22 protein-coding genes are annotated in these 21,452 nt (G+C 68.6%); 5 read left to right on the forward strand and 17 right to left on the reverse strand.

Annotated features, from left to right (window positions below; genetic code table 11):
- Nucleotides 1-12: 12 nt before the first annotated feature.
- The 7 genes from rplS to rpsP form a co-directional block, all read right to left on the reverse strand.
- The gene (gene rplS / locus PA27867_RS10645; RefSeq protein ID WP_066596200.1) at nucleotides 13-357 is read right to left on the reverse strand and encodes a 50S ribosomal protein L19; all 345 of its coding nucleotides are present in this window, start codon (nucleotides 355-357) and stop codon (nucleotides 13-15) included.
- 215 nt (nucleotides 358-572) lie between these two features.
- On the reverse strand, nucleotides 573-1,106 hold the full coding sequence (locus PA27867_RS10650; RefSeq protein WP_066596202.1) for a hypothetical protein: 534 nt from the start codon (nucleotides 1,104-1,106) through the stop codon (nucleotides 573-575).
- Nucleotides 1,107-1,116: 10 nt separating this feature from the next.
- Nucleotides 1,117-1,926 (reverse strand): tRNA (guanosine(37)-N1)-methyltransferase TrmD, encoded by an 810-nt coding sequence (gene trmD, locus PA27867_RS10655; RefSeq protein WP_066596203.1) that lies wholly within the window; start codon nucleotides 1,924-1,926, stop codon nucleotides 1,117-1,119.
- 10 nt (nucleotides 1,927-1,936) lie between these two features.
- A complete protein-coding gene (locus PA27867_RS10660; RefSeq protein ID WP_066596205.1) occupies nucleotides 1,937-2,821 on the reverse strand; it encodes a formate/nitrite transporter family protein in 885 nt (294 codons plus the stop codon).
- Between the two features lie 93 nt (nucleotides 2,822-2,914).
- Nucleotides 2,915-3,523 carry a ribosome maturation factor RimM gene (gene rimM, locus PA27867_RS10665; RefSeq protein WP_066596207.1) on the reverse strand — a complete coding sequence of 203 codons (609 nt, stop codon included), beginning with the start codon at nucleotides 3,521-3,523 and terminating at the stop codon, nucleotides 2,915-2,917.
- A gap of 22 nt (nucleotides 3,524-3,545) precedes the next feature.
- Nucleotides 3,546-3,782: an RNA-binding protein gene (locus tag PA27867_RS10670; protein ID WP_066596208.1), complete on the reverse strand. Its 237-nt coding sequence runs from the start codon at nucleotides 3,780-3,782 to the stop codon at nucleotides 3,546-3,548.
- A 2-nt stretch (nucleotides 3,783-3,784) separates the two neighbouring features.
- Nucleotides 3,785-4,201 (reverse strand): 30S ribosomal protein S16, encoded by a 417-nt coding sequence (gene rpsP / locus PA27867_RS10675; RefSeq protein ID WP_066596210.1) that lies wholly within the window; start codon nucleotides 4,199-4,201, stop codon nucleotides 3,785-3,787.
- A gap of 332 nt (nucleotides 4,202-4,533) precedes the next feature.
- Here rpsP and PA27867_RS10680 point away from each other — a divergent pair, with 332 nt between their 5' ends.
- Nucleotides 4,534-5,670 (forward strand): glutamate--cysteine ligase, encoded by a 1,137-nt coding sequence (locus PA27867_RS10680; RefSeq protein WP_066599667.1) that lies wholly within the window; start codon nucleotides 4,534-4,536, stop codon nucleotides 5,668-5,670.
- 26 nt (nucleotides 5,671-5,696) lie between these two features.
- Here the strand turns inward: PA27867_RS10680 and PA27867_RS10685 are convergent, their stop codons facing one another.
- Entirely contained in the window at nucleotides 5,697-6,485 is a 789-nt protein-coding gene (locus PA27867_RS10685; RefSeq protein ID WP_066596211.1) for an LLM class F420-dependent oxidoreductase, read from the reverse strand.
- Between the two features lie 42 nt (nucleotides 6,486-6,527).
- Complete coding sequence (gene ffh / locus PA27867_RS10690) at nucleotides 6,528-8,099, reverse strand: signal recognition particle protein (RefSeq protein WP_066596213.1); 1,572 nt, start codon at nucleotides 8,097-8,099, stop codon at nucleotides 6,528-6,530.
- A 101-nt stretch (nucleotides 8,100-8,200) separates the two neighbouring features.
- On the opposite strand from ffh, the gene PA27867_RS10695 reads away from it, so the two are divergent.
- Nucleotides 8,201-8,512: a putative quinol monooxygenase gene (locus tag PA27867_RS10695; protein ID WP_066596214.1), complete on the forward strand. Its 312-nt coding sequence runs from the start codon at nucleotides 8,201-8,203 to the stop codon at nucleotides 8,510-8,512.
- Between the two features lie 55 nt (nucleotides 8,513-8,567).
- On the opposite strand, the gene PA27867_RS10700 is transcribed toward PA27867_RS10695, so the two are convergent.
- Nucleotides 8,568-9,185, reverse strand: coding sequence for a TetR family transcriptional regulator (locus PA27867_RS10700; protein WP_066596216.1), 618 nt, complete (start codon nucleotides 9,183-9,185; stop codon nucleotides 8,568-8,570).
- A 48-nt stretch (nucleotides 9,186-9,233) separates the two neighbouring features.
- Here PA27867_RS10700 and PA27867_RS10705 point away from each other — a divergent pair, with 48 nt between their 5' ends.
- Entirely contained in the window at nucleotides 9,234-10,748 is a 1,515-nt protein-coding gene (locus PA27867_RS10705; RefSeq protein ID WP_084020993.1) for an MFS transporter, read from the forward strand.
- A 77-nt stretch (nucleotides 10,749-10,825) separates the two neighbouring features.
- Here the strand turns inward: PA27867_RS10705 and PA27867_RS10710 are convergent, their stop codons facing one another.
- Complete coding sequence (locus tag PA27867_RS10710) at nucleotides 10,826-11,332, reverse strand: DUF2004 domain-containing protein (RefSeq protein WP_066596218.1); 507 nt, start codon at nucleotides 11,330-11,332, stop codon at nucleotides 10,826-10,828.
- A gap of 8 nt (nucleotides 11,333-11,340) precedes the next feature.
- Nucleotides 11,341-12,216, reverse strand: coding sequence for a signal recognition particle-docking protein FtsY (gene ftsY / locus PA27867_RS10715; protein WP_066596221.1), 876 nt, complete (start codon nucleotides 12,214-12,216; stop codon nucleotides 11,341-11,343).
- A gap of 186 nt (nucleotides 12,217-12,402) precedes the next feature.
- Here ftsY and PA27867_RS10720 point away from each other — a divergent pair, with 186 nt between their 5' ends.
- Nucleotides 12,403-13,860, forward strand: a complete 1,458-nt coding sequence (locus PA27867_RS10720; protein ID WP_084020995.1) for an FAD-binding oxidoreductase — start codon at nucleotides 12,403-12,405, stop codon at nucleotides 13,858-13,860.
- Nucleotides 13,861-13,876: 16 nt separating this feature from the next.
- Here PA27867_RS10720 and smc read toward each other — a convergent pair whose 3' ends face one another.
- Nucleotides 13,877-17,470: a chromosome segregation protein SMC gene (gene smc / locus PA27867_RS10725; RefSeq protein ID WP_066596223.1), complete on the reverse strand. Its 3,594-nt coding sequence runs from the start codon at nucleotides 17,468-17,470 to the stop codon at nucleotides 13,877-13,879.
- A gap of 229 nt (nucleotides 17,471-17,699) precedes the next feature.
- Here smc and PA27867_RS10730 point away from each other — a divergent pair, with 229 nt between their 5' ends.
- Complete coding sequence (locus PA27867_RS10730; RefSeq protein WP_066596225.1) at nucleotides 17,700-18,785, forward strand: GNAT family N-acetyltransferase; 1,086 nt, start codon at nucleotides 17,700-17,702, stop codon at nucleotides 18,783-18,785.
- Between the two features lie 61 nt (nucleotides 18,786-18,846).
- On the opposite strand, the gene mutM is transcribed toward PA27867_RS10730, so the two are convergent.
- From mutM to PA27867_RS10750, 4 genes are all read right to left on the reverse strand, one after another.
- Nucleotides 18,847-19,803 (reverse strand): bifunctional DNA-formamidopyrimidine glycosylase/DNA-(apurinic or apyrimidinic site) lyase, encoded by a 957-nt coding sequence (gene mutM / locus PA27867_RS10735; RefSeq protein ID WP_066596226.1) that lies wholly within the window; start codon nucleotides 19,801-19,803, stop codon nucleotides 18,847-18,849.
- A 46-nt stretch (nucleotides 19,804-19,849) separates the two neighbouring features.
- Entirely contained in the window at nucleotides 19,850-20,524 is a 675-nt protein-coding gene (gene rnc / locus PA27867_RS10740; protein ID WP_066599674.1) for a ribonuclease III, read from the reverse strand.
- Between the two features lie 143 nt (nucleotides 20,525-20,667).
- Nucleotides 20,668-20,871: a 50S ribosomal protein L32 gene (gene rpmF / locus PA27867_RS10745; protein WP_066596228.1), complete on the reverse strand. Its 204-nt coding sequence runs from the start codon at nucleotides 20,869-20,871 to the stop codon at nucleotides 20,668-20,670.
- Nucleotides 20,872-20,873: 2 nt separating this feature from the next.
- The gene (locus PA27867_RS10750) at nucleotides 20,874-21,446 is read right to left on the reverse strand and encodes a YceD family protein (RefSeq protein ID WP_066596230.1); all 573 of its coding nucleotides are present in this window, start codon (nucleotides 21,444-21,446) and stop codon (nucleotides 20,874-20,876) included.
- Nucleotides 21,447-21,452 lie beyond the last annotated feature (6 nt).

A 21,452-nucleotide genomic window follows, 5' to 3' on the forward strand; every position in this document is an offset into this window, starting at 1 on the left:
TTCGCGGGATGCTTAGTCGCGCTTTTCCTTGATCTTGGCCTTCTTGCCACGCAGACCACGGAGGTAGTACAGCTTCGCGCGACGCACGTCACCACGGGTGACGACCTCGATGTGGTCGATCACCGGGGAGTGCACCGGGAAGGTACGCTCGACGCCGACCTGGAAGCTGACCTTGCGGACGCAGAAGGTCTCGCGGACGCCTTCACCGGAGCGGCCGATGACAACACCCTGGAAGACCTGGACACGCGAGCGTGCGCCTTCAACGATGTTGACGTGGACCTTGACGGTGTCGCCGGCGCGGAACTCGGGGATGTCTGAACGCAGTGAAGGCGCGTCGACCTGGTCGAGAATATGCATGTTCTTCGCTCTCTGTACCCGCCACAGGTCGAGGACGTTTTAGTGGCGCCCCGCCCGCTCACATGCTGTGAGTTGGTGGCGACCAATTGAGTGTGTGCGTGCCGATATGAATGCAGCTCCCCTGTGGCAGAGACATGCCGCGGCACAAACGCTTATTCTGCCACTAAACGGGGCCACACACCAAAAGCATCCCTGGCGCGTGGGGCGCCGGGAGGTCAGCGTTCGTCGTGCTTCTCCTGGATGATGATCACGCTCGGGTCTGCCGGTGCCGAGTCCGGTCGCGACGCTGCCGGATTCGTCATGGTGGGGAACGAGGGTGACCCGGCCGGAACCGTTCCGAATCTGGCGGTCTCGTCGATGTACACCAGGGCCTCGCGCACCCGCTTGCGGGCGGCGTCGAAGAGCTCCCAGAGCGCGAACCAGAAGGCGGCCACCCCGACGAGGACCACGAGGACCGACAGCCACGGGGCCGTCACGGCGTAGACCCCCATCAGCACGATCAGCACGTGCCAGCCGGTGAGAACGCCCACGTCGGCCCAGGACACGGCCTTGTCCAGGCGCACCTCCCGGCGGGCCAGGAAGAGCAGGCTCACGACCAGCAGGCCGAACCCGATGGCGATGGCGCCGAAGGTGGCTCCGAGCACCTGCCAGGCCGTGGTGCCGAAGATCGACGCGGCGACCATGAGCCAGAGCGGAAGCGCGACAACGGCCACGAACTGCCAGTAGTAGAAGACCCTGCGGAGAATCACAGTGCCCAGATTACCCGCGGGAACCCCGCCGAGCCTTGGAGTTCGCTGCGGGCAGAAGCGCGCCGTCGGCGGCCGGCTCGGCGGGCAGCAGGTCGGGGCGCACCAGGCGGGTGCGCTCGATCTGCTGTTCCCGGCGCCAGGCCGCGATCGCGCCGTGGTTGCCGCTGAGCAGCACGGGGGGCACGTCCAGCCCGCGCCAGTTGGACGGCTTGGTGTAGCTGGGGTACTCGAGCAGGCCGTCCTCGTGGGATTCCTCGACGAGGCTCTCCGGGTTGCCCACGACGCCGGGGATGAGGCGGCCGATCGCCTCGATCATGGCCATCACGGCCACCTCTCCCCCGTTGAGCACGTAGTCGCCCAGGCTCACCAGGCGCACCCGGCCTCGCGTGGCGAAGTGGTCCACCACACGCTGGTCGATGCCCTCGTACCGGCCGCAGCCGAAGACCAGGTGCGGTTCGAACGCGAGCTCACGGGCCATCGCCTGCGTGAACTGCTCACCCGCCGGCGACGGGAAGATCAGGACGGGGCCGGTGTCGCCGTCCGGCGCATCCGTCGACTCGGCGTCTGAGCCCGACGCCGTGGCGAGCGTCGACTGGGCCAGGATGCTGTCCAGCGCCTCACCCCACGGCTCCGGCTTCATCACCATGCCGGCGCCACCGCCGTAGGGCGTGTCGTCGACGGTGTTGTGCCGGTCATGGGTGAAGTCGCGCAGATTGTGCACGGAGAGGTCGATCAGGCCGGCCTGACGGGCACGGCCGAGGAGGGAGATGTCCAGCACACCGAAGAATTCCGGAAAAATACTGACGATGTCGATGCGCATAGGAGCCAGTCTACGAGTGGGCGCCGGTGAGCTCCGGCGCGGCCTGGGTGTCCTCGTCATGCTCGGAGTCGGCCTGGGTGTCCTCGTCATGCTCGGAGGCGGCCCGGTTGACGGTCTTGCGGTGCGAGAAGTAGAGCGGCAGCGCCGTGAAGAGCACGGCGCCCAGGAAGTTGCCGATCAGGACGGGACCGGTGTTCCAGCCCCACCACTCGCCGAAGCTGATGTTCGCGCCGAGCAGCATGCCGGCCGGGATGACGAACATGTTCACGACGGCGTGCTCGAGGCCGAGGCCGAAGAACGTGAGCACGGGCAGCCACATGCCGAGGATCTTGCCCGCCGCGGAGGTGGACGTGTAGAACATGATCGTGCCGAGCGCGACCATCCAGTTGCAGAGCATGGCCTTGACCACCACGACGAGGATGCCGCCGGCGCCGACGGCCTCGTAGGGCAGCACCTTGTGCTCGGCCAGGTGGATGATCGCCTGGATCATCGGGTCGGTGGTGTCGGTGCCGAGGTAGGTGATGACGCCGACATACAGTACGGCGTACAGGCCGGCGCCGACGATGTGCGCCGGGATGACGACGGCGAAGTTCTTCGCGGCCTTGGCGATGGTGGTGCGCCCCTCGAGGACGGCAAGCGGGATGAGCGCGAAGCTGCCGGTGACCAGCTCGAGGCCGAGCATGAGGATCACGCAGAACCCCACCGGGAAGACGAGCGCACCGACGATCGGCAGACCGGTTTGCGCGGCCGCGGTCAGGGCCAGCGTCGTGGCCGCACCCAGGATCGCTCCGGACAGGGTGCCGCGCAGGAACATCTGCTTGGCGGTGAGGTTGGTCTTGACGACCCCGGAGTGAACGAGTGAATCGATCAGCTGGTCGGGTTTCACATAGGACATGCGACGGTACTCCTCTTCAACGGCCGCGATCTCTACGAACGTGAAGTAGGTGTGGCGCGGCGCGCCTCTCCCCGTGAATTGGCCGAGGCGCGTCTATGCGTCCTGGGCGTCGGGAGTCGGCGTCGCTGCCGGTTCATCGGTGTCCGGTTCCTCCGGGAGCTCTTCGAGCAGTCCGGGAGGAGGTGTGATCGTGATGATGCCCGCCTTGACGTCGACGGAGGGAACGATCGCCTTGACGAAGGGGATCATCACCTCGCCGGCGGCGGTCTTCACGATGAGAAGGTCCTGCGCAGGCAGGTGTTCAAGGCGGGTCAGCGTGCCGATCTGCACCCCGTCGCGCACGACGGCGAGGCCGACCAGCTGGTGGTCGTACCAGGCGTCTTCTTCGTCGGTCTGCTCGGTCGGGTCCTGATCGATCCAGAGGATCGCCTTGGCCAGGGTCTCCGCGGCCTCGCGGTCGGGAACATCCTTGAAGAACCCGACGGCGTGCTGGTTGTACCAGCGCAACTCGACGAGCTCGATGGTCTTGCCGTGCCAGGGGGAACTGGTCGGCACCTGGAGGGTGAACACGGCGCCCGGGACGAAACGTCGTCCCGGGTCATCCGTGAACAGCTCCAGCTTGATGGCGCCCTTGAGGCCATGGGCCTTGGTGAGGCGCCCCACCCGCAGTTGGGTGGCCGGGGTCGTGCTGTCGTCGCTCATGAGGGGCTAGTCACTACCCGCTTCAGAAGTCCGTGTCGACAACGTCGACCCGCACGCGCTTGCCATCGGCCAGTGCGGCCACGAGAGTGCGCAGCGCCTTGGCGGTGCGACCGGCGCGGCCGATCACCCGGCCGAGGTCCTCGGGGTTCACACGAACCTCGAGCACCTCGCCACGGGGTGAGTTCTGGGCTACAACGTGCACGTCGTCCGGGTGATCAACGATCCCCTTGACGAGGTGCTCAAGCGCGGGAGCGAGCAAAATTACGCCTTGTCCTCTTCGGTTGCTTCAACAGCAACGTCTTCGGTCGGGGCCTTGGCCGCGGGCTTCTCGGCCTTGGGCTTGAGAACCGGCTTCTTCTTCTCGTCGGCGACGAAGGCAGCCTTGGGCTCCTTGATCTTGACGGTGGAGACGGCGTTCTTGTCGCCCTTGAAGATTCCCCAGTCGCCGGTCAGCTTGAGGAGTGCCGCGACCTGCTCGGTCGGCTGTGCGCCGACGGAGAGCCAGTACTGGGCACGCTCGGACTTGACCTCGATGACCGAAGGCTCCTGCGTGGGGTGGTAGATGCCGATCTCTTCGATGACACGACCATCGCGCTTGGTGCGCGAGTCGGCGACAACGATGCGGTAGTACGGCGCACGAATCTTGCCCATGCGCTTCAGACGGATTTTGACAGCCACAATTCTCCTGTGATTTAGATGTTTGGCGAACTGACAGCCGTGAGCGTGGGGGCACACTCGGCACAAGCTCAATAAGGTTCGTGCTGCGCCGGATTAGAGGGTCGGGCGCAACGGAACTCGACTAATCATTGTGTCAGACATCGACCACTTTGTGATAATCGAGTTCCGCCGGAGCCGCTGCGTCAGATGACGTTCTGCAGCGCGGCGCACGGCGGGCGCACCGATTAGCTGTCAGGATTGTGCCACATCGCCCCGCTCAGGGGCTCGGAACGTGAGGGAAAAGCACCGTGAGCAGCCAGACCGTGGACGGCGACCCCGTGGGCGGCGAACCCGTGCGCATCGACTTCGCCCGCTCCGAACGCTCGACCGTCGGCATCGAGTGGGAACTGGCCCTCGTCGACCGCGAGACGGGCGACCTCGTGTCGATCGCCGACGAGGTCCTGGAGGCCCTGAAGGGCCCGGATGGCGCTCCGCACCCGCACATCACCGGGGAACTGCTCCTGAACACCGTGGAGCTCGTCTCCGGGGTGCACCAGACGGTGGCCGGCGCCGTCGCCGACGTCGCCGGGCAGGTCGCCGAGGTGCGTGCCATCACCGACCCGCGCGGCGTCGACCCGATCTGCAGCGGCTCGCATCCGTTCGGCCAGTGGTTCGACCAGCAGGTCACCGACAAGGAGCGCTACCACAAGCTCATCGACCGCACTCAGTGGTGGGGCCGCAACATGATGATCTGGGGCATCCACGTGCATGTGGGCATCGAGGACCGCGACAAGGTCATCCCCATTTTGAACGGCTTGCTCAGCTTCGTGCCGCACCTGCAGGCGCTGAGCGCGTCGAGTCCGTTCTGGGCCGGGGTGAACACCGGCTATGCCTCCAACCGGGCCCAGATGTTCCAGCAGCTTCCCACCGCGGGGCTACCGTGGCGTCTGGAGGACTGGGCCGGGTGGGAGGCATATGTGCACGACCTCACGCTGACCGGGATCATCGAGGACGCCACCGAGGTGCGCTGGGACATCCGCCCGTCGCCGCGCTGGGGCACCATCGAAGTGCGCGCCTGCGACGGGGTGTCCACGGTCGAGGAACTCGGCGCCATCGCCGCGCTCATCCAGTGCCTGGTCGAGTGGATGTCGAGCGAGATCGACGCGGGCCGTCCGGTTCCGACGATGCAACCGTGGTTCGTGCGGGAGAACAAGTGGCGCGCCGCCCGCTATGGGCTTGCTGCCGAGATCATCGTGGGCTCCAACGGCTCCCAGCGTATGGTCACCGACGAGGTCCGCCGGCTCGTCGAGGTGCTCTCTCCCACGGCTGAACGCTTGGGCTGCCTGCCGGAACTACTGCAGCTGCACCTGATCCTCGACCACGGCGCAAGCTACCAGCGGCAGCTCGCCGTGGCCGCAACGCACAACGGCAGCCTGCCCGCCGTCGTCGCCTCCCTGAGCCGCGAACTCCGCGAGGGCCTCGTCCCGTAGCCCGCGACCCGTGAGAGACGGTTGGGTCAGGCGTTCTTGGCGTCCCGCCAGGCCAGCCAGTCCTCGACCGGGGCGAGGTCGTAGTCCGGGCCGGAGATACCCAGGGTGAACAGGGTGGTGCCGAGGGCGTGCAATTCGTCGGCATCGGCGGTGGTCTTGCCGCGGAGCTCCGTGGAGATCTCGATCTCGCCGATGTCCCGGCCCACGGTGTCGCACCAGGTGCCGAGCACCCCGAGCTTGTGGGCGAGCACGTCGGGCGTGGAGAACGAGTGCCAGATGTCGGCGTGCTGCGCCACGATGCGCAGGGTCTTCTTCTCGCCGCCGCCGCCGATGAGCACGGGGATGTCGCGCACGGGTGCCGGGTTCAGCTTGCCCCAGCGCTCTTCGATGCGGGGCAGGTTCGAGGCGAGCGAGTCCAGGCGGCTGCCCACGGTACCGAAGTCGTAGCCGTACTCGTCGTAGTCGCGCTCGAACCAGCCGGAACCCGTGCCGAAGATGAACCGGCCGCCGCTGATGTGGTCGATGGTGCGCGCCATGTCGGCCTGGAGGTCGGCGTTGCGGTAGCTGTTGCAGTTGACCAGCGCGCCCATCTCGATGACGCTGGTCTGCTCCGCCCACGCGGCGAGCAGCGTCCAGGACTCGAAGTGCTTCCCCGCCGGGTCGCCGGACAACGGGTAGAAGTGGTCCCAGTTGAAGGCGATGTCCACACCGAGCGCCTCGACGGCGGCAACGGTGTTCCGGATCGACGTGTAGTCGGCGTGCTGGGGGGCGATCTGTACGCCGAGGCGCACGGGGCGGGGCTGGGGAGAGGTCATTGCAGAATCCTAATCCCCGCCCGCGCCCGCGTGCGAGAACCGCTACCGGCCGAGCATCTTCTGCAGAGCCGCCATCTCCTCGGCCGACGGTCCGCCAGCGGGAGCCTTACCGCCGCCGCCGAGACCGAAGCCGGAGCCGCCGCCCGCCGGGGCGCCGCCGAGCTTCTCGCCGGAGGCCAGAGCGGCGTTCTCGGCCGCGCGCTTGGCCGGGTTGCCCGACTTGGAACCCTTTTTCTTCTGCTGCACCTGCGGGCGCTTGCCGCCCATACCGCCGGGCACCGGACCCATGCCGGGGATGTTGGGCATACCACCCTTGGCGACCGTCTTCATCATCTTGGCGGCCTGTTCGAACCGCTGCACGAGCTGGTTCACCTCGGTCACGCTGGATCCGGAACCGCGCGCGATGCGCAGGCGACGCGACCCGTTGAGCAGCTTCGGCGTGACGCGCTCGGCCTTGGTCATCGACTGGATGATGGCCTCGGTGCGCACGATCTCGCGCTCGTCGAAGTTGTCGAGCTGCTGCTTCATTGCGCCGGCGCCGGGCAGCATGCCCATCATCTTCTTGATCGAGCCCATGTTGCGCAGCTGCTGCATCTGGCCGAGGAAGTCATCGAGGGTGAAGGTGTCGGTGGAGAACTTCTCCGCGATCTTGCGGGCTTCCTCCTCGTCGAATGCGCCCTGCGCCTGCTCGATGAGGGTGAGGATGTCACCGAGGTCGAGGATGCGGCTGGCCATGCGGTCGGGGTGGAACGGCTCGAAGTCGTCCAGGCTTTCGCCCGTGGACGCGAACATGATCGGGCGGCCGGTGATGGATGCCACCGACAGGGCCGCGCCGCCCCGGGCGTCGCCGTCGAGCTTGGAGAGCACCACACCGGTGAAGTCGACGCCGTCCTGGAAGGCGCGGGCCGTGGCCACGGCGTCCTGGCCGATCATGGCGTCGATGACGAAGAGCACCTCGTCGGGGTCGATGGCCTTGCGGATGTCCGCGGCCTGTTTCATCATCTCGGCGTCGACGCCGAGACGACCGGCGGTGTCGACGATGACCACGTCGTGCAGCTTCTGCTGGGCGTACTTGACGCCGTCCTTGGCCACCTTGACCGGGTTGCCCACGCCGTTGCCGGGCTCGGGCGCGTAGACGGGCACGCCGGCCTGCGCACCGACGACCTCGAGCTGGGTGACGGCGTTGGGGCGCTGGAGGTCGGCCGCCACCAGGATCGGCGTGTGGCCGTCCCTGGCCAGCCACTTGGCAAGCTTGCCGGCCAGGGTGGTCTTACCGGCACCCTGGAGGCCCGCGAGCATGATGATGGTCGGCGGCTTCTTCGCGAACTCGAGACGGCGCTGCTGACCGCCGAGGATCTCGATGAGTTCCTCGTTGACGATCTGCACGACCTGTTGGGCCGGGTTCAGTGCCTTGCTGACCTCGTCGCCGAGGGCGCGCTCGCGCACCTTCCCGGTGAAGTCCTTGACCACCTCGAGCGCCACGTCGGCGTCGAGGAGGGCGCGACGGATCTCGCGGACGGTGCCGTCGACATCCGCAGCGCTGAGCTTGCCCTTGGTGCGGAGATTTTTAAACGTCTCGGCGAGGCGATCTGAGAGGTTTCCAAAAGTAGCCATTGTGGTCTTAGTTTAACCGGCTCCGGGGGCGTCTGCTCTCACTGGCGGGAATCCGTGCCGGGGCGCGTACGGTGGAAGCTCCACCAGAACAGGGAGCAGCCATGCCAGTAGTCGTCGTCGCCGTGATCACTCCGCTCGACGGGCACCGCCAGAATGTCGTGGATGCGTTCGCCATCGTCTCCCCCAGGGTGCACGACGAGGCCGGGTGCGAGCTGTACGCGCTGCACCACGACGCCGAGACCGTGGTCATGATCGAGCGTTGGACGACCGCGGACGACCTCGCCGCGCACGCCGCCGGCGCTCCGATCGGCCAGCTCAACGCACTCCTGGCCGACCATGTCACCGGCCCCAGCGTGGTGAGCGTGCTCGAGAACGTTCCGCTGGGCGACCCGGTCAAGGGCACTGTCCAGTAGACGCCGCACGGTCGGCGCCGTTCACTAGAGGCCGTTCAGGTTCGGTAGGCGCCGTTCATGGCGCCCCGGGGACCATCAGACGCTCCACGGCGCGCACCACCGTGGCCCGCCGGTGCGCGATCGTGCCGGCATCCACGACGGGCGGCGTTGCCAATGCCTCGGCCGGCTCATGGTTCCAGCAGGTCACGATCCCGAAGATCAGCGCAGCCACGTGCTCCGGGTCCCACGAGGAGTCCACGGCGCCGGCCCGCTGCAGGGACACGATCCCGCGGAGCTGCTCGGCGTGGAAGCGGTCCATGAGCGCCCAGGAGGGATCCACGACGTCCTGACGTTCGAGCCGCGCCCAGTCGATCATCCGAAGGTGCTCCGGATGCGCGACCGAGTGGTCGTACAGCGCCCCCGCGAACTCGGGCAGGGTTCCCCCGGCCCCGGCCATCGCCTCGGCGAACTCGCCCAGGTTGAGCTCGAGGACCGCGCTGAACAGCTCCGCTTTGTGGCGGTAGTAGGCATACAACCGCTCCTTGCTCGCCGAAGCGTTGCGCGCGATGCGGTCGATCCGGGCTCCGGCCAGCCCGTGGGCGGCGAATTCGGTCCTGGCGGCTTCGAGGATGCGCTGACGGGTGGGCTCGGGCTCCTTCGTCGACGAAACAGCAGGTGAATGATCGGGTTCCATGCCTCGATCGTACCAAAACGAACTAGTTCGTTTGGTAGAGTTCTCGGCATGTCAGAATCGAGCGCGACCGGCGTCTCACCGGTTTCCACCCCTTCCCCCTCTCCTCAGAACCCCGCCGACCCGACCGGCCACAACCCCCGCCGGTGGTGGCTGCTGGCCATCGTCGCGCTCGCCCAGCTCACCGTCGTGCTCGACGGAACCATCGTGAACATCGCGCTCCCGCACGCCCAGAGCGACCTGGGCATGAGCGACGGCGACCGCACCTGGGTCGTCACCCTCTACGCGCTGGTCTTCGGCGCCCTGCTGCTTCTCGGCGGCCGCATCGCGGACTACTGGGGTCGGAAGCGCTCCTTCATCGTGGGCATGGCCGGCTTCGCCGTCGCCTCCACCCTCGGCGGCATGGCCCAGAGCACCTGGGAGCTCCTCGCCGCCCGCGGCCTGCAGGGCCTGTTCGCCGCCCTCCTGGCGCCGGCCTCCCTGGCGCTGCTCACCGTGAACTTCCCCGGCGGCAAGGACCGCATCAAGGCCTTCTCGGTCTACGGTGCGATCGCCGGCGGCGGCGCGGCTGTGGGCCTCGTGCTCGGCGGCGTGCTCACCGAGTACGCCAGCTGGCGCTGGTGCCTGCTCGTCAACGTGCCGATCGCCATCGTCGCGATCGTCGCCGCGATCCCCATCATCCGTGAGAGCAAGGCCCACGGCAACACCCGGTACGACGTTCCGGGCGCCGTCCTGGTCGCTCTCGGGCTGGGTTCGCTGGTCTTCGGTTTCGCCCAGGCCGAGAACGGCTGGTCGTCCTGGCAGGTGCTGGTCTTCATCCCGCTGGGCGTGATCCTGCTGGCCCTCTTCGTCCTCGTCGAGAGCCGCTCCAACCACCCCCTGCTCCCCCTGCGGATCCTCGCCGACAAGGTGCGGGGTGGCGCGTTCATCACCGGCACCCTGACCGGCGCCGCCCTGCTCGGTGGTCTGCTCTTCCTCACCTTCCACCTGCAGATCGTGCTCGGTTTCTCACCGCTGGAATCCGGCCTCGCGTCTCTGCCGATGACAGCGACGATCATGGTCGGCGCCACCGTGCTGTCCAAATTCCTGCCTCGCATCGGCGTCCGCGTGCCGATGACCGTTGGCCCCCTCGTGGTCGCCGCCGGACTGCTCTACCTGTCGCGCATCACCGTCGACGGCAGCTACGCCGCCGAGGTGCTGCCGGGCCTGATCCTGATGGGTGCGGGCCTGGCCATGATCTTCGTTCCCCTCCAGAACGTGGCCCTGGCCGGAATCGACGCCCACGACGCCGGGGCCGCCAGCGCCGCCGTGACCGCCGTGCAGCAGATCGGCGGATCCATCGGCTCTGCGGTGTTCACCGTGCTCTACACCTCGGCCGTCGCGGCGTCCCTGGCCGGCGGTTACGGCACCCCCGTCGCCCAGCTGCAGGCTTTCGTCGACGGCTACCAGGCGGCGTTCTTCTGGGCCGCAGTGGGGGTCTTCCTCGCCGCACCGGTCGCCTTCTTCATGGTGCGCCCGCGCCCGCAGGACCTGCTGGGTTCCGAGCCGGCCATGCACCTGGGCTAGGCTCCCCGGCTCACGGGCCGCAGGAACAGCGAAGGCCCCCGGATCACTCCGGGGGCCTTCGTCCGTTCCGCGACAGGTCAGCTGTCGGCGGCGATGCCGATGGTGTCCCCGTGCACGTCCAGGGTGACGACGAGCAGGGCATCCGTCTCGTGCGGGCTGATCGAGTAGTCGAGCACGGCGAAGTGCTGGTCGGCGCCGATGTGGTGCGGGTGGAACCCGATGCGCTGCAACTGGATGGAGCGCAGGAAGTCGATCTGCTTGTCCCCGGAATCCCAGATCAGGGCGTCCTCGAGCACCTCGTCGTCGAGCTCGTCGAACTGGGCCGTGATGAACTGGCTCGTCACAGAGACCTCGGCGCTCAGGTCCGCCACGAGGGATTCCCTGGCCTGCGAGTCGAGTTCCTCGAGCGCATTGATCATGGCCGCGACGATGTCGAGCGCCTCCGACGACACCGACTCCTCGTCGGGAGAACTCACGTCTACGTCGACGTTCTGGTCGCCCAGCTCGGCCGTGTCCGACCAGTACAGTTCACCGCTCTCGTCGTCGCTGCCGAGTACTCCGAAGAAGTCGTGTTCGATGGTCATGGGGCGTCCTATCCGACGAGTTTTTGCGCGAAGACGTGCGGGGTGAAACCGGTGAGGTCGTTGATGCCCTCACCCTGCCCGACGAGTTTGATGGGAATTCCGGTCTTCTCCTGCACGGCCAGGACGAAGCCGCCCTTGGCCGAGCCGTCGAGCTTGGTGAGCACCAGTCCGGTCACGCCGGCGTGCTCGATGAAGGCCTCGGCCTGAGCCAGCCCGTTCTGGCCGGTGGTGGCGTCGAGCACCAGCAACACCTCGGAGATCGGGGTCTGCTTCTCGATCACCCGGCGGATCTTGGTCAGCTCGTCCATGAGCCCGCCCTTGGTCTGCAGCCGGCCGGCCGTGTCGATGATGACGATCTCGGTGCCGGTGGTGATGGCCCGCTCAACGGTCTGGAAGGCCACCGAGGCCGGGTCCTGGCCCTGCGCCTGCGGGCGCACGATGTCGGCGCCGGCGCGTTCCGCCCAGGTGGCGAGCTGCTCGACGGCTGCGGCCCGGAAGGTGTCGGCGGCGCCGATGAGCACACTGCGGTCATAGACGCGCAGGAACTTGGCGAACTTGCCGATGGTGGTGGTCTTGCCCACGCCGTTGACGCCCACAACGAGCACCACGGCGGGCCGGGCGCTGAGGTTGAGGGTGGAGTCCAGTTTGGAGAGCCGTTCCTCGATGCCTTCCCGCAGCATCCGGTGCAGGTCCTTGGGGTCGGTGGTGTTGTAGCGCGACACCTTCGCCCGCAGCTCGGCGACGATACCGTCGGTGATATCGGGCCCGAAGTCGGCCGTGATCAACGAGTCCTCGAGGTCGTCCCAGGTATCGGCGTCGATCGTCTTCTTCGCGAACACTCCGCGCAATGCGCCGGAGAGGGACCACGGGGTGCGTTCTGCCATGGTCCAAGGCTAGTCGGCGCTGACCCACCGCGCGCACCGACCGCTCAGGCGCGCCGCCGCACCGCCGCCGGGGGTGGCGGGATCGGCGCAGTGCTGGGTATCTTCGCGGTAGCACCAGAGCGTTCACAGCAGAGCGACACCACCGTAAGCGGTAGCACCAGAGACGCCCCGTCGAAAGGATGCCCGATGTCTCCCACTCCCGACGCCCGGCCGACCGGCCCGGCAGCGTTCGATCCCTCCGGCACCGCTTCGGGCAGAGCGGATGCCCCGCCTGCGCTGGCGGCCCTGTCCGGCCGGCTCGACGGCGACATCCTGCTGCCCGGCGACGCCGGCTGGGACGATGCCCGTGCCGCCTGGAATCTCGCCGTCGACCAGCATCCGGCGGCCGTCGTCCTCCCCCGCTCGGTGCGCGATCTGCGACAGGTGATCGTCGCCGCCCGAGAAGACGGGTTGGGAGTGACCGTGCAGCCGCGCGGGCACGGCGCCTCCGACAGCCTGTCCGGGCGGATCCTGGTGCGCACCACGGCGTTCGACGAGATCACGGTGAACGTGGTGGGCCGCTACGCCCGCGTCGGCGCCGGAGTGCCCTGGGGAACCCTGCTCAACCGGCTCGACGGCAGCGGGCTGGTGGCCCTGGCCGGCTCAAACCCCGATGTGAGCGTGGCCGGATACCTGCTCTCCGGCGGCCACTCCTGGTTCAGCCGGTGGAAGGGCCTCGCCGCGCACTCCATCCGGGCCGTCGAACTCCTCGACGCGACCGGTGTGCTGCGGCGGGTCAGCCGCGACACCGACCCCGAGTTGCTCTGGGCGCTCCGCGGGGCCGCGGGACTGTTCGGCGTGGTCACGGCCCTGGAGATCGACCTGTTCAGCGCCCCCGACCTGTTCGGCGGCAAGCTCCTCTTCCCGGCGGAATCGGCCGAGGTCGTATTCGGTGCCGCCACCGACGTCCTGCTGGACGCGCCGCCCGAGTTGAGCCTGATGCTCGGGCTGATCAACATGCCCGACATCGAGCAGGTTCCCGAACTGCTGCGCGGCCGCAGCTTCACCCAGGTCGACGCCGTCTTCGTCGGATCGGTCGAGGCCGGCCAGGCCCTTCTCGCTCCCCTGCACACCATCGCCCCGGTGATCGCCGACCTCACCCGGCCGTTCCCGATCGGTCAGCTCGGGGAGGTCTCCGGCGAGCCGCAGGAGCCGTCCGCCACGCTGGACTGGTCCAGGAGTGTGACCGACCTGGACCCGGCCACGATGGCGGGCCTGGTCGCCGCGTTCCGCACCGCCAGCTACGCAGGTCTGACCATGCTGCAGCTGCGCCCGCTCGGCGGCCTCATCGGCGATCCCACCGTCGGGGAAGACGGGGTGGCCGGGCATCTGGACACCGGATACCTGCTCTTCGCGGCGGCCATCCTGCCTCCAGGTGCCCCGATCCCGGCACCCGCGGACCGGCACCTGCTCTTCCAGCCGCTGGAAGACACCCTGCAGGGTGTGGGGGTGCCGCGCACGGTGCCGAGCTTTCTGGCCGCCGGCCAGGACCTCTCCGCCGCATTCGCACCCGACGTGCTGAAGCGGCTGGCCGCCCTCAAACGCACCGTCGACCCCGAGAACCTGTTCCGCAGCAATCGCCCACTCCCGGAGGAGGACGGCTGATCACGACACGCTGCTCTCAGGAGGCCTGCTCGACGTCGTCGCGCACGACCCGCTGCCCCACCACGGCCGACACGCCGTCCTGCCGCATGGACACGCCGTACAGGGCGTCGGCGATCTCCATGGTGCGTTTCTGGTGGGTGATCACGATGAGCTGGCTGGTGCGCCGGAGGTCTTCGAAGATGGTCAGCAGACGGCCCAGGTTGGCGTCGTCGAGCGCCGCCTCGACCTCGTCCATGATGTAGAACGGGCTCGGCCGCGCCTTGAAGATGGCGATCAGGAGCGCGACGGCCGCCAGGGAGCGCTCCCCGCCGGAGAGTAGCGAGAGACGCTCGATCTTCTTCCCGGCCGGTTTCACCGACACCTCGATACCCGTCGTGAGCATGTCGGACGGGTCGGTGAGCTGGATGCTGCCGCTGCCACCGGGGAACAGCACCGGGAACACCTCGGCGAACGCGGCCTGCGTGTCGTCGAACGCGCTGGAGAAGATGGTGCCCATCTTGTCGTCGATGTCGTCGATGATCGTGAGCAGGTCGGCCCGGGTCCTGGTGAGGTCGGTGAGCTGTTCGGTCAGGAAGAGATGCCTCTGTTCCAGGGCGGCGAATTCCTCGAGGGCGAGCGGGTTGATCCGGCCCAGGCGGGCGTACTTGCGTTCGGCCGCGGCGAGTCGTGCCTGTTGTTCGTCCCGGTCATACGGTGTACCCGAATCCGTCTCGGCTGCACCCAGGGGCGCGTCGGCCCGGTCGGCCGCCGCGGCCGGCACCAGCTGGTCCGGACCGTACTCGGCGACCAGGACGTCTTCCACCAGGCCGAGCTCGTGTGCGGCCCGCTCGAGCAGGGCGGACAGTTGCAGCTTCTTCTCGTAGATCTGCAATTCAAGACCGTGGACGTTCTCGGTGATGGCCTGCAGGCGGGAGCGCAGGGAACTTTCGTCCCGGCGCAACGAGCCGAGTTCCTCGTTCTGGCTGGCCCGTTCGGCCTCAGCCGTGCCGAGCAGCGTCCGGGCCTCTGCGACGGACGCGTCTATGGACCCGAGGGCCCGGGGCAGCGCGTCGGCCACGGCCGAAGCCGCATCCACCTGCCGGCGCCGGAGAACCGCCCGCCGCGCGGCCGCGTCGGCCTCGGCCCGGTCGGTCTCGAGCTGGCGGGTGAGAGCGGCCACCCGGCCCTGGCCGCTCCGCACCCGTTCCCTGGCGGTGTCCACCTGCAGACGCGCCTCGATCTCACGTTCCTTGGCGGCATCCAGGTCGGCCGCGAGTGCATCCCGTGCGCTGACATCCAGGATGGGGCGTGGCTGGGAGCGCCGGGTCTCCAGCGCGGCCGCGCTGGTCGCCGCCGCGCTCTCCGCCTCGGCCACGCCGGCCGCGGCGAGTTCCGCGGCGGCCGACAGCCGGTCGAGGTCGGCGGAGGCGGCATCCACCTGCACGGTCAGCCGGACGCGTTGCGCGGCCTTGGCGTTCTCGCGGGCGTCCCGGTCGCGCACGAGGGCCGCCGCCGCCGTGGCCTGCGCCTGCGCGGCAGCGTGCACTGTGCGCTGGTCGCCCAGGTCGCCGGAGACGATGGTGATCTCGCTGGTCACCTCGGCCAGGCGGCTCTCGGCGGCGTCGCGTTCGGTGACGAGCTCAAGCGTGCTCGGTGCCGCGCCGGTGCCGGCTCGCAGGGAGTGCGCGGTGAGCACGTCGCCGGCGCGGGTGATCAGCGTGACGGGGTCGCCGGCCGCCTCGCCGGTCAGTGCATCCGCAGCGGCGACGGCGGCGGGCAGGTCGTCGACGATGAGGGTGCGACCGAGCAGGCCGAGCACCCCGGGCGGCGCCTCGACCACGCTCGCGGCGGGCACCGCGCCCGGCAGGCCCGGCAGGGCAGCCGGTGCGGCCGGACCCGCTCCGGTCAGCACGAACTCGACCCGGCCGAGGTGATGGAGGTCGGAGTGTTCGACGGCCTGGATGGCCGCGGTGCGGTCGTCGGCGGCCACTGCGTCGGCGAGGGAGCCGAGAGCGGCGGCAATGGCACGTTCGAAGCCCGGTTGCACACTCATCCGTTCGGCGACGAGGCCGCCGATGCCGGCGAGATCAGCCTCGAGGAGCGCGGAGGAGCCGTCCTTCTGGCCGATGGCCAGCGTGAGGGCGCCCCGGCGGGCTGCGAGGGCGTCTCGTTCGCGTTCGTGGCCGTGCAGGAGGTCGCGGAGACGCTCGATCTGTGTTCCGGACTCGAGCATCTGGGCCTGGGCGCGTTCCACGATCTCATCGAGGTCTGCCGGGTCGATGCCGGCGGGCATTCCGTCGGAGTCGTCGCCGTGGGCCTCGTGCAGCTCGGTCTCCTCCAGCTCGGCCAGCTGGGCTCGGGCGGCCGCAAGGCGCTCGCGCGCGGCGGACAGGGCTCCCTGCCGGCGCAACACCTCGCCGCGCACGGCGGCGAGCCGCGACGCGGCCGTGTCGGCCTGTCCGGCGAGGTGCGAGACCTCCAGGTCGTGACGGGAGACGAGGGCTGCCTGCGCCGAGATCTCGTCATCGAGCGCGTCGAGGTCGCGCCGGAGGCCGGCCGTGACGGCCCGGGTCCTGGTCCAGGTGTCCTCGGCGACACTGATGCCGCGTTCGAGCCGGTCCACTTCGGCGGCGGCCTCGGCGACACGCTGCGGGGTGACGCTCGAGGCCCGCTCGGCCGGTTCGGCCTGGCTGCCGAGCAGGGCCAGGCGCTGGTTGGCCAGGGTGTACAGGCCGCGCAGGCGTTCCTGGGCGGATTCGAGCGCGAACGCCGTGCGCCTCGCCACGTCGACGGCGTCACCGACCTGGGCCTCTTCCAACCGGCGGATGCGGGCCTGGTTGTGGTCGAGCTGGTCCTGGATGACGATGCGCTCGGAGTGCCGCTCACTCTCGGTGCGTCCGTGGGCGTCCAGCGCCGTGCGCAGGGTCACCACGTCGTCGGCGAGCAGCCGCGCCCGCGCATCACGCACCGTCGCGGCGATCTGCTGCGCCTCCCTGGCCACCTGGGCCTGCTGGCCGAGCGGCTTGAGTTGGCGCCGGATCTCCCCGGCCAGGTCGCTGAGCCTGGTGAGGTTGGTCTGCATGGCCTCGAGCTTGCGCACGGTCTTTTCCTTGCGGCGACGGTGCTTGAGGATTCCGGCGGCCTCCTCGATGAACCCGCGGCGTTCCTCGGGGCTCGCGCGCAGCACGGCATCCAACTGGCCCTGACCCACGATGACGTGCATCTCCCGGCCGAGGCCGGAGTCGCTGAGCAGCTCCTGCACGTCGAGGAGGCGGCAGGTGCGGCCGTTGATGGCGTACTCGCTGCCGCCGTTGCGGAAGAGGGTGCGCGAGATGGTCACCTCGGCGTATTCGATGGGCAGGGCGCCGTCGCTGTTGTCGATCGAGAGGGTGACCTCTGCGCGCCCGAGCGGCCCGCGGGTGGAGGTTCCGGCGAAGATGACGTCTTCCATCTTGCCGCCGCGGAGGGTCTTCACGCCCTGTTCGCCCATGACCCAGGCCAGGGCATCGACCACATTAGACTTGCCCGAGCCGTTCGGTCCCACGACACAGGTGACGCCAGGTTCGAAGGCGAAGGTGGTGGGTTGGGCGAACGACTTGAAGCCCTTGAGGGTGAGACTCTTCAGGTACAACGCGCCCGTCCCTTCTCTCCTCGGCCGGCTGGCGACCGTCACGGCCGGCCCTGACGGCATCGGTCAGTCCACGGTACCGGATTGCCGGTCGTTTACTGGGAACCACAGCTTCTCCGCCGGGATACCCGTGATGGCCTCCAGGTCGCCCCGCGCCCGTTCGGTGCCAGCGCGGAAGAAGGATCGCCTGGGCCCCTGTCGCCCGGGCCGGCCACCGCTTAGGCTCGGCCAAATGGGGACCACGGCATTCACCATCGACGAACTGACGATTCCATCGGAGACCTCCGGGCCGGGCTGGAATGATTTCGCCGCAGCCATCGAGGTGCGCAACAGGGTCGAGGCCCACGCGTACGGAACGGCCGTGTTGAATCAGACGGCCGAGGAACTCTGGCCCGCCTGGCTCACGCCAGAGCACTCCCCCAGACGGCTCTTCGTGGCCCGGGTCGGCGGCGACATCGTGGGACGGGGCGTCTACGAGACTCTCGCCGATCCGGAGTCCGAGTTCGCCTGGTTCACGGTGGAGGTTCTGCCGCAGCACCGCACCCACGGCATCGGGGGCGCTCTGACCGCGCGCCTCGACGCCCTGGCCGACGCCGCGGGACGCAGCATCCGGATCGTCTACGCGATGTCGCCGGAGGGCCCAGGGCCCCGGCTGGCACCCCCGACGGGGTTCGGCTCGGTGCCGGCCGATAACCCCGAGGTGCGTTTCCTACTCCGGCACGGGTACACCCTCGAGCAGGTCGAGCGCGGCAGCGCGCTGGTGCTTCCGGTCGACCCGCACCTGCTGAACCGGCACCTCGAGGAGGCCCAGGCCCGCGCCGGGGGTGACTACGCGGTGCTGACCTGGACCGGCCGGACGCCCGAGCGTTGGCTCGATGACCTGGCCCGGCTGTACACGCGGATGTCGACGGATGCGCCCAGCGCCGGCCTGGAGGAGCCCGAGGACGTCTGGACCGTCGAGCGGCTCCGGAGCGAGCAGGATGCCGCGGCCGCAGGACCGCGCGCCACACTCGTGGCCGCTGCCCTGCACCGCCCCAGCGGCCGGCTGGCCGGGTTCACCGAGTTGTCCGTTCCCGCGGACCCGCTCCGGGCCGTCGAGCAGGAGGACACCCTCGTGCTCAGGGAACATCGGGGGCACCGGCTGGGGATGCTGCTCAAGGCGGCCAATCTGAGGCAGCTGGCGCTGACGCATCCGGAGCAGACGATGGTGACCACGTTCAACGCCGAGGAGAACCGGTACATGCTGAACGTGAACGAGGCTCTCGGCTTTGTGCCGCTGGGGTACGAGGGCGCTTGGCGCCGGGTCAGCGCGCTCTGAACGAGCGCAGTCCGAGTCGGCTCAGTCTGGGTCAGCGCAGTCTGGGTCAGCGCAGTCTGGGTCAGCGCAGCCGCTGGCAGCGCGGACAGTAGTGCGACGACCGGTTCATGAACCGGGCGCGCACAAGCTCGGTTCCGCAGCGCGGGCACGGCCGGCCGTGCTGCCCGTAGGCATTGAGACTGTGCGAGAAGTAGCCGGACTGCCCGTTGACGTTCACGTACTGGGCGTCGAAGCTCGTGCCGCCTTCGGCCAGGGCGCGCAGCAGGATGGCGCGCACCGCCGCGAGCAGCCGTCGGGCCGTGGCCGTGGACAGTGACGCGGCCGGCTGGTCGAAGTGCACCCGGGCCTCGTACAGGGCTTCGTCGGCGTAGATGTTGCCGATGCCGCTGGCGACCTGTTGGTCGAGCAGCACCCTCTTGATGCCCGAGCGGGTGCGCGCCAGCGAGCGGTAGAACTCCGGCGCCGAGAAGGCAGGGTCGAGGGGATCTCTGCCGATGTGTGCCACCTGGCTCGGGATCTGGGCTTCCCAAGCGGCGGGAACCCGTTCGCCGTCCAGGGTCCGTCCAGGGGCCAGCCCGGGTCCGGAGTAGCCGGCCGGGCGCCGGTCACCTGTGGGCAGCACGGTGTCGACGGCCATGCTGCCGAAGATGCGCTGATCCACGAAGTGCAGCGCCAGTTCACCGTGCACCGGGTGCTCGAGGGCCAGACGGATGCGCAGCAGCTTCTCCGGGGTTTCGCCCGGGCTTCGCAGCAGCACCTGTCCGCTCATACCGAGGTGCGCCACGAGGGCACGGTCGGATCCGCCGGTCCGCTCCGCGAGCGGGAACCAGAGGAACTTTCCTCGGCGCACCGCGGCGAGAAGCCTGGACCCGGTCAGCAGCGCCTCGAACTCGCCCAGTGAGCGGTCGTGCCGGCGCAGGGACCGGTCGTCGAAGACCTCGACGCCCGTGATCGTGGCACCGGAGACGGCCGGCTCGAGTCCGGCGCGGACGACCTCGACCTCGGGCAGTTCAGGCATGGGTCACCCGTCGCCGTTCAGCGCCATCCAGAAGCATCCGGCCGGCTCAGCGTCGGGCGCGCAGCTGAGTCCACGCCTCGAGGGCCGCGGCCATCTCGGCGTGTTTCTTGCTGGTCCCGGTTCCGGTGGCGCTCACGCTGGTGCCGACGGACACCGTGGCCACGAAGACCTTGGAGTGGTCGGGCCCGCTCTCGGCGACGGTGTAGACCGGCACGCCGGCGTTCAGCCGGGCTGCGGCCTCCTGCAGGCTGGTCTTCGGGTCCATCGACACGCCGAAGTGGCCGGGGTCGGCGAGTAGCGGCTGCACGAGCCGCAGGACGAACTCGGTCGCGCGGTCCCCGCCAGAGTCGAGGTAGACCGCCCCGATGAGGGCCTCGACGGTGTCGGCCAGGATGGACGATTTCTCGCGTCCTCCGGTGAGGGTCTCCCCACGCCCCAGGCGCACGAAAGCGCCGAGGCCGAGGCCTCGGGCGATCCCCGCGAGAGCGGCGCTGGACACCAGACTGGCCCGGCGCTTGGCGAGGTCGCCCTCGCTGAGTTCGGGGTAGCTGCGGTACAGCATCACCGTCACGGCCTGGCCCAGAATCGAATCGCCCAGGAACTCCAGGCGCTCATTGGTGGGCAGGCCACCGTTCTCGTACGCGTACGAGCGGTGCGTCAGGGCGAGCTCGAGCAGGCCGGGATCGATCTGCAGGCCGAGGATCTCCTGCAGAGCCGACATCGACACGGCATCGGTCGTCCCGGCCGTTCCCTTGGTCACCGTTTCGGCCCGCACAGCAGAAACTCCCGCAGCGCGGGCTGCGGGAGATTCGGCGTGACGGGAACCGGCGTCAGACTTCGACACGGCAGCGCACCATCCTCTGACTAAACGTCAGCGACCTTGCGGCCCTTGTACTCCATGAACAGTGCGGTGCCGGCGGCATCCGTGACGACCTTCGCGCGGTGCGGGAGGCTGTAGACGACCTTGCCGTTCTCCATGGTCTTCACCAGGGTGGGGGCTTCGGCCTTCCAGCAGGAACGGCGTGAGCGGGTGTTGGAGCGTGATTGCTTGCGCTTCGGGACTGCCATGACTACTTCTCTTCTCTATCCGGTACAGCACGGATGTCTTCATCCGTGCTGATGCTTTCGGAAGCTTGGAATTCCAATAGTGCGGACCAGCGGGGATCCTGCACGTCACTCGGTTCAAGTTCAGGGGAAGTGGCACGCCGTTCCCCGGTCTCTGGGTCGAGACCTGGGCAATCCCGCCGGCAAACCGGCTGGAACGGCAGTGACAACACCACTGCATCCCTGATTAGTGGTTCAAGATCCACGTGGTCATCTTGAACCGCACACTCATAAGCTTCGTCTAGATCGTACGCGAAAAGCTCGACAAAATGAACTCGGACAGGCAATTCGATGTCAATCAGGCATCTTCCGCACTCTCCGGCGGCTTTTCCGGTCACATCGGCGGTCACCAGGATGCCCTCGTGGATGCATTCGAGGCGCAGCTCGGCGTGCAGGGTGGAGCCGGCCTTGACGGCCACGAGCGCTTCGCCGAGGTCGTTGGGCACAAGGATGTCGATATCGCGCTCGTAGAGCGTTCCCGGGCGGTTGATGATGTCACGTACGTCAACCTTGTACGGGGTCTTCTTGAACTTGTTCACAAGGGA

The sequence above is a fragment of the Cryobacterium arcticum genome (assembly GCF_001679725.1).
Lineage (GTDB): Bacteria > Actinomycetota > Actinomycetes > Actinomycetales > Microbacteriaceae > Cryobacterium > Cryobacterium arcticum_A.

Coding starts and splice junctions, on each gene's coding strand:
- rplS (WP_066596200.1), bottom strand. CDS start 357: ATGCATATTCTCGACCAGGTCGACGCGCCTTCACTGCGTTCAGACATC.
- PA27867_RS10695 (WP_066596214.1), top strand. CDS start 8,201: ATGCCAGTAGTCGTCGTCGCCGTGATCACTCCGCTCGACGGGCACCGC.
- PA27867_RS10720 (WP_084020995.1), top strand. CDS start 12,403: ATGTCTCCCACTCCCGACGCCCGGCCGACCGGCCCGGCAGCGTTCGAT.
- rnc (WP_066599674.1), bottom strand. CDS start 20,524: ATGTCGGCTCTGCAGGAGATCCTCGGCCTGCAGATCGATCCCGGCCTG.
- rimM (WP_066596207.1), bottom strand. CDS start 3,523: ATGAGCGACGACAGCACGACCCCGGCCACCCAACTGCGGGTGGGGCGC.
- PA27867_RS10685 (WP_066596211.1), bottom strand. CDS start 6,485: ATGACCTCTCCCCAGCCCCGCCCCGTGCGCCTCGGCGTACAGATCGCC.
- ftsY (WP_066596221.1), bottom strand. CDS start 12,216: ATGGCAGAACGCACCCCGTGGTCCCTCTCCGGCGCATTGCGCGGAGTG.
- ffh (WP_066596213.1), bottom strand. CDS start 8,099: ATGGCTACTTTTGGAAACCTCTCAGATCGCCTCGCCGAGACGTTTAAA.
- PA27867_RS10660 (WP_066596205.1), bottom strand. CDS start 2,821: ATGTCCTATGTGAAACCCGACCAGCTGATCGATTCACTCGTTCACTCC.
- mutM (WP_066596226.1), bottom strand. CDS start 19,803: ATGCCTGAACTGCCCGAGGTCGAGGTCGTCCGCGCCGGACTCGAGCCG.
- PA27867_RS10700 (WP_066596216.1), bottom strand. CDS start 9,185: ATGGAACCCGATCATTCACCTGCTGTTTCGTCGACGAAGGAGCCCGAG.
- rpmF (WP_066596228.1), bottom strand. CDS start 20,871: ATGGCAGTCCCGAAGCGCAAGCAATCACGCTCCAACACCCGCTCACGC.
- PA27867_RS10710 (WP_066596218.1), bottom strand. CDS start 11,332: ATGACCATCGAACACGACTTCTTCGGAGTACTCGGCAGCGACGACGAG.
- PA27867_RS10730 (WP_066596225.1), top strand. CDS start 17,700: ATGGGGACCACGGCATTCACCATCGACGAACTGACGATTCCATCGGAG.
- PA27867_RS10705 (WP_084020993.1), top strand. CDS start 9,234: ATGTCAGAATCGAGCGCGACCGGCGTCTCACCGGTTTCCACCCCTTCC.
- trmD (WP_066596203.1), bottom strand. CDS start 1,926: ATGCGCATCGACATCGTCAGTATTTTTCCGGAATTCTTCGGTGTGCTG.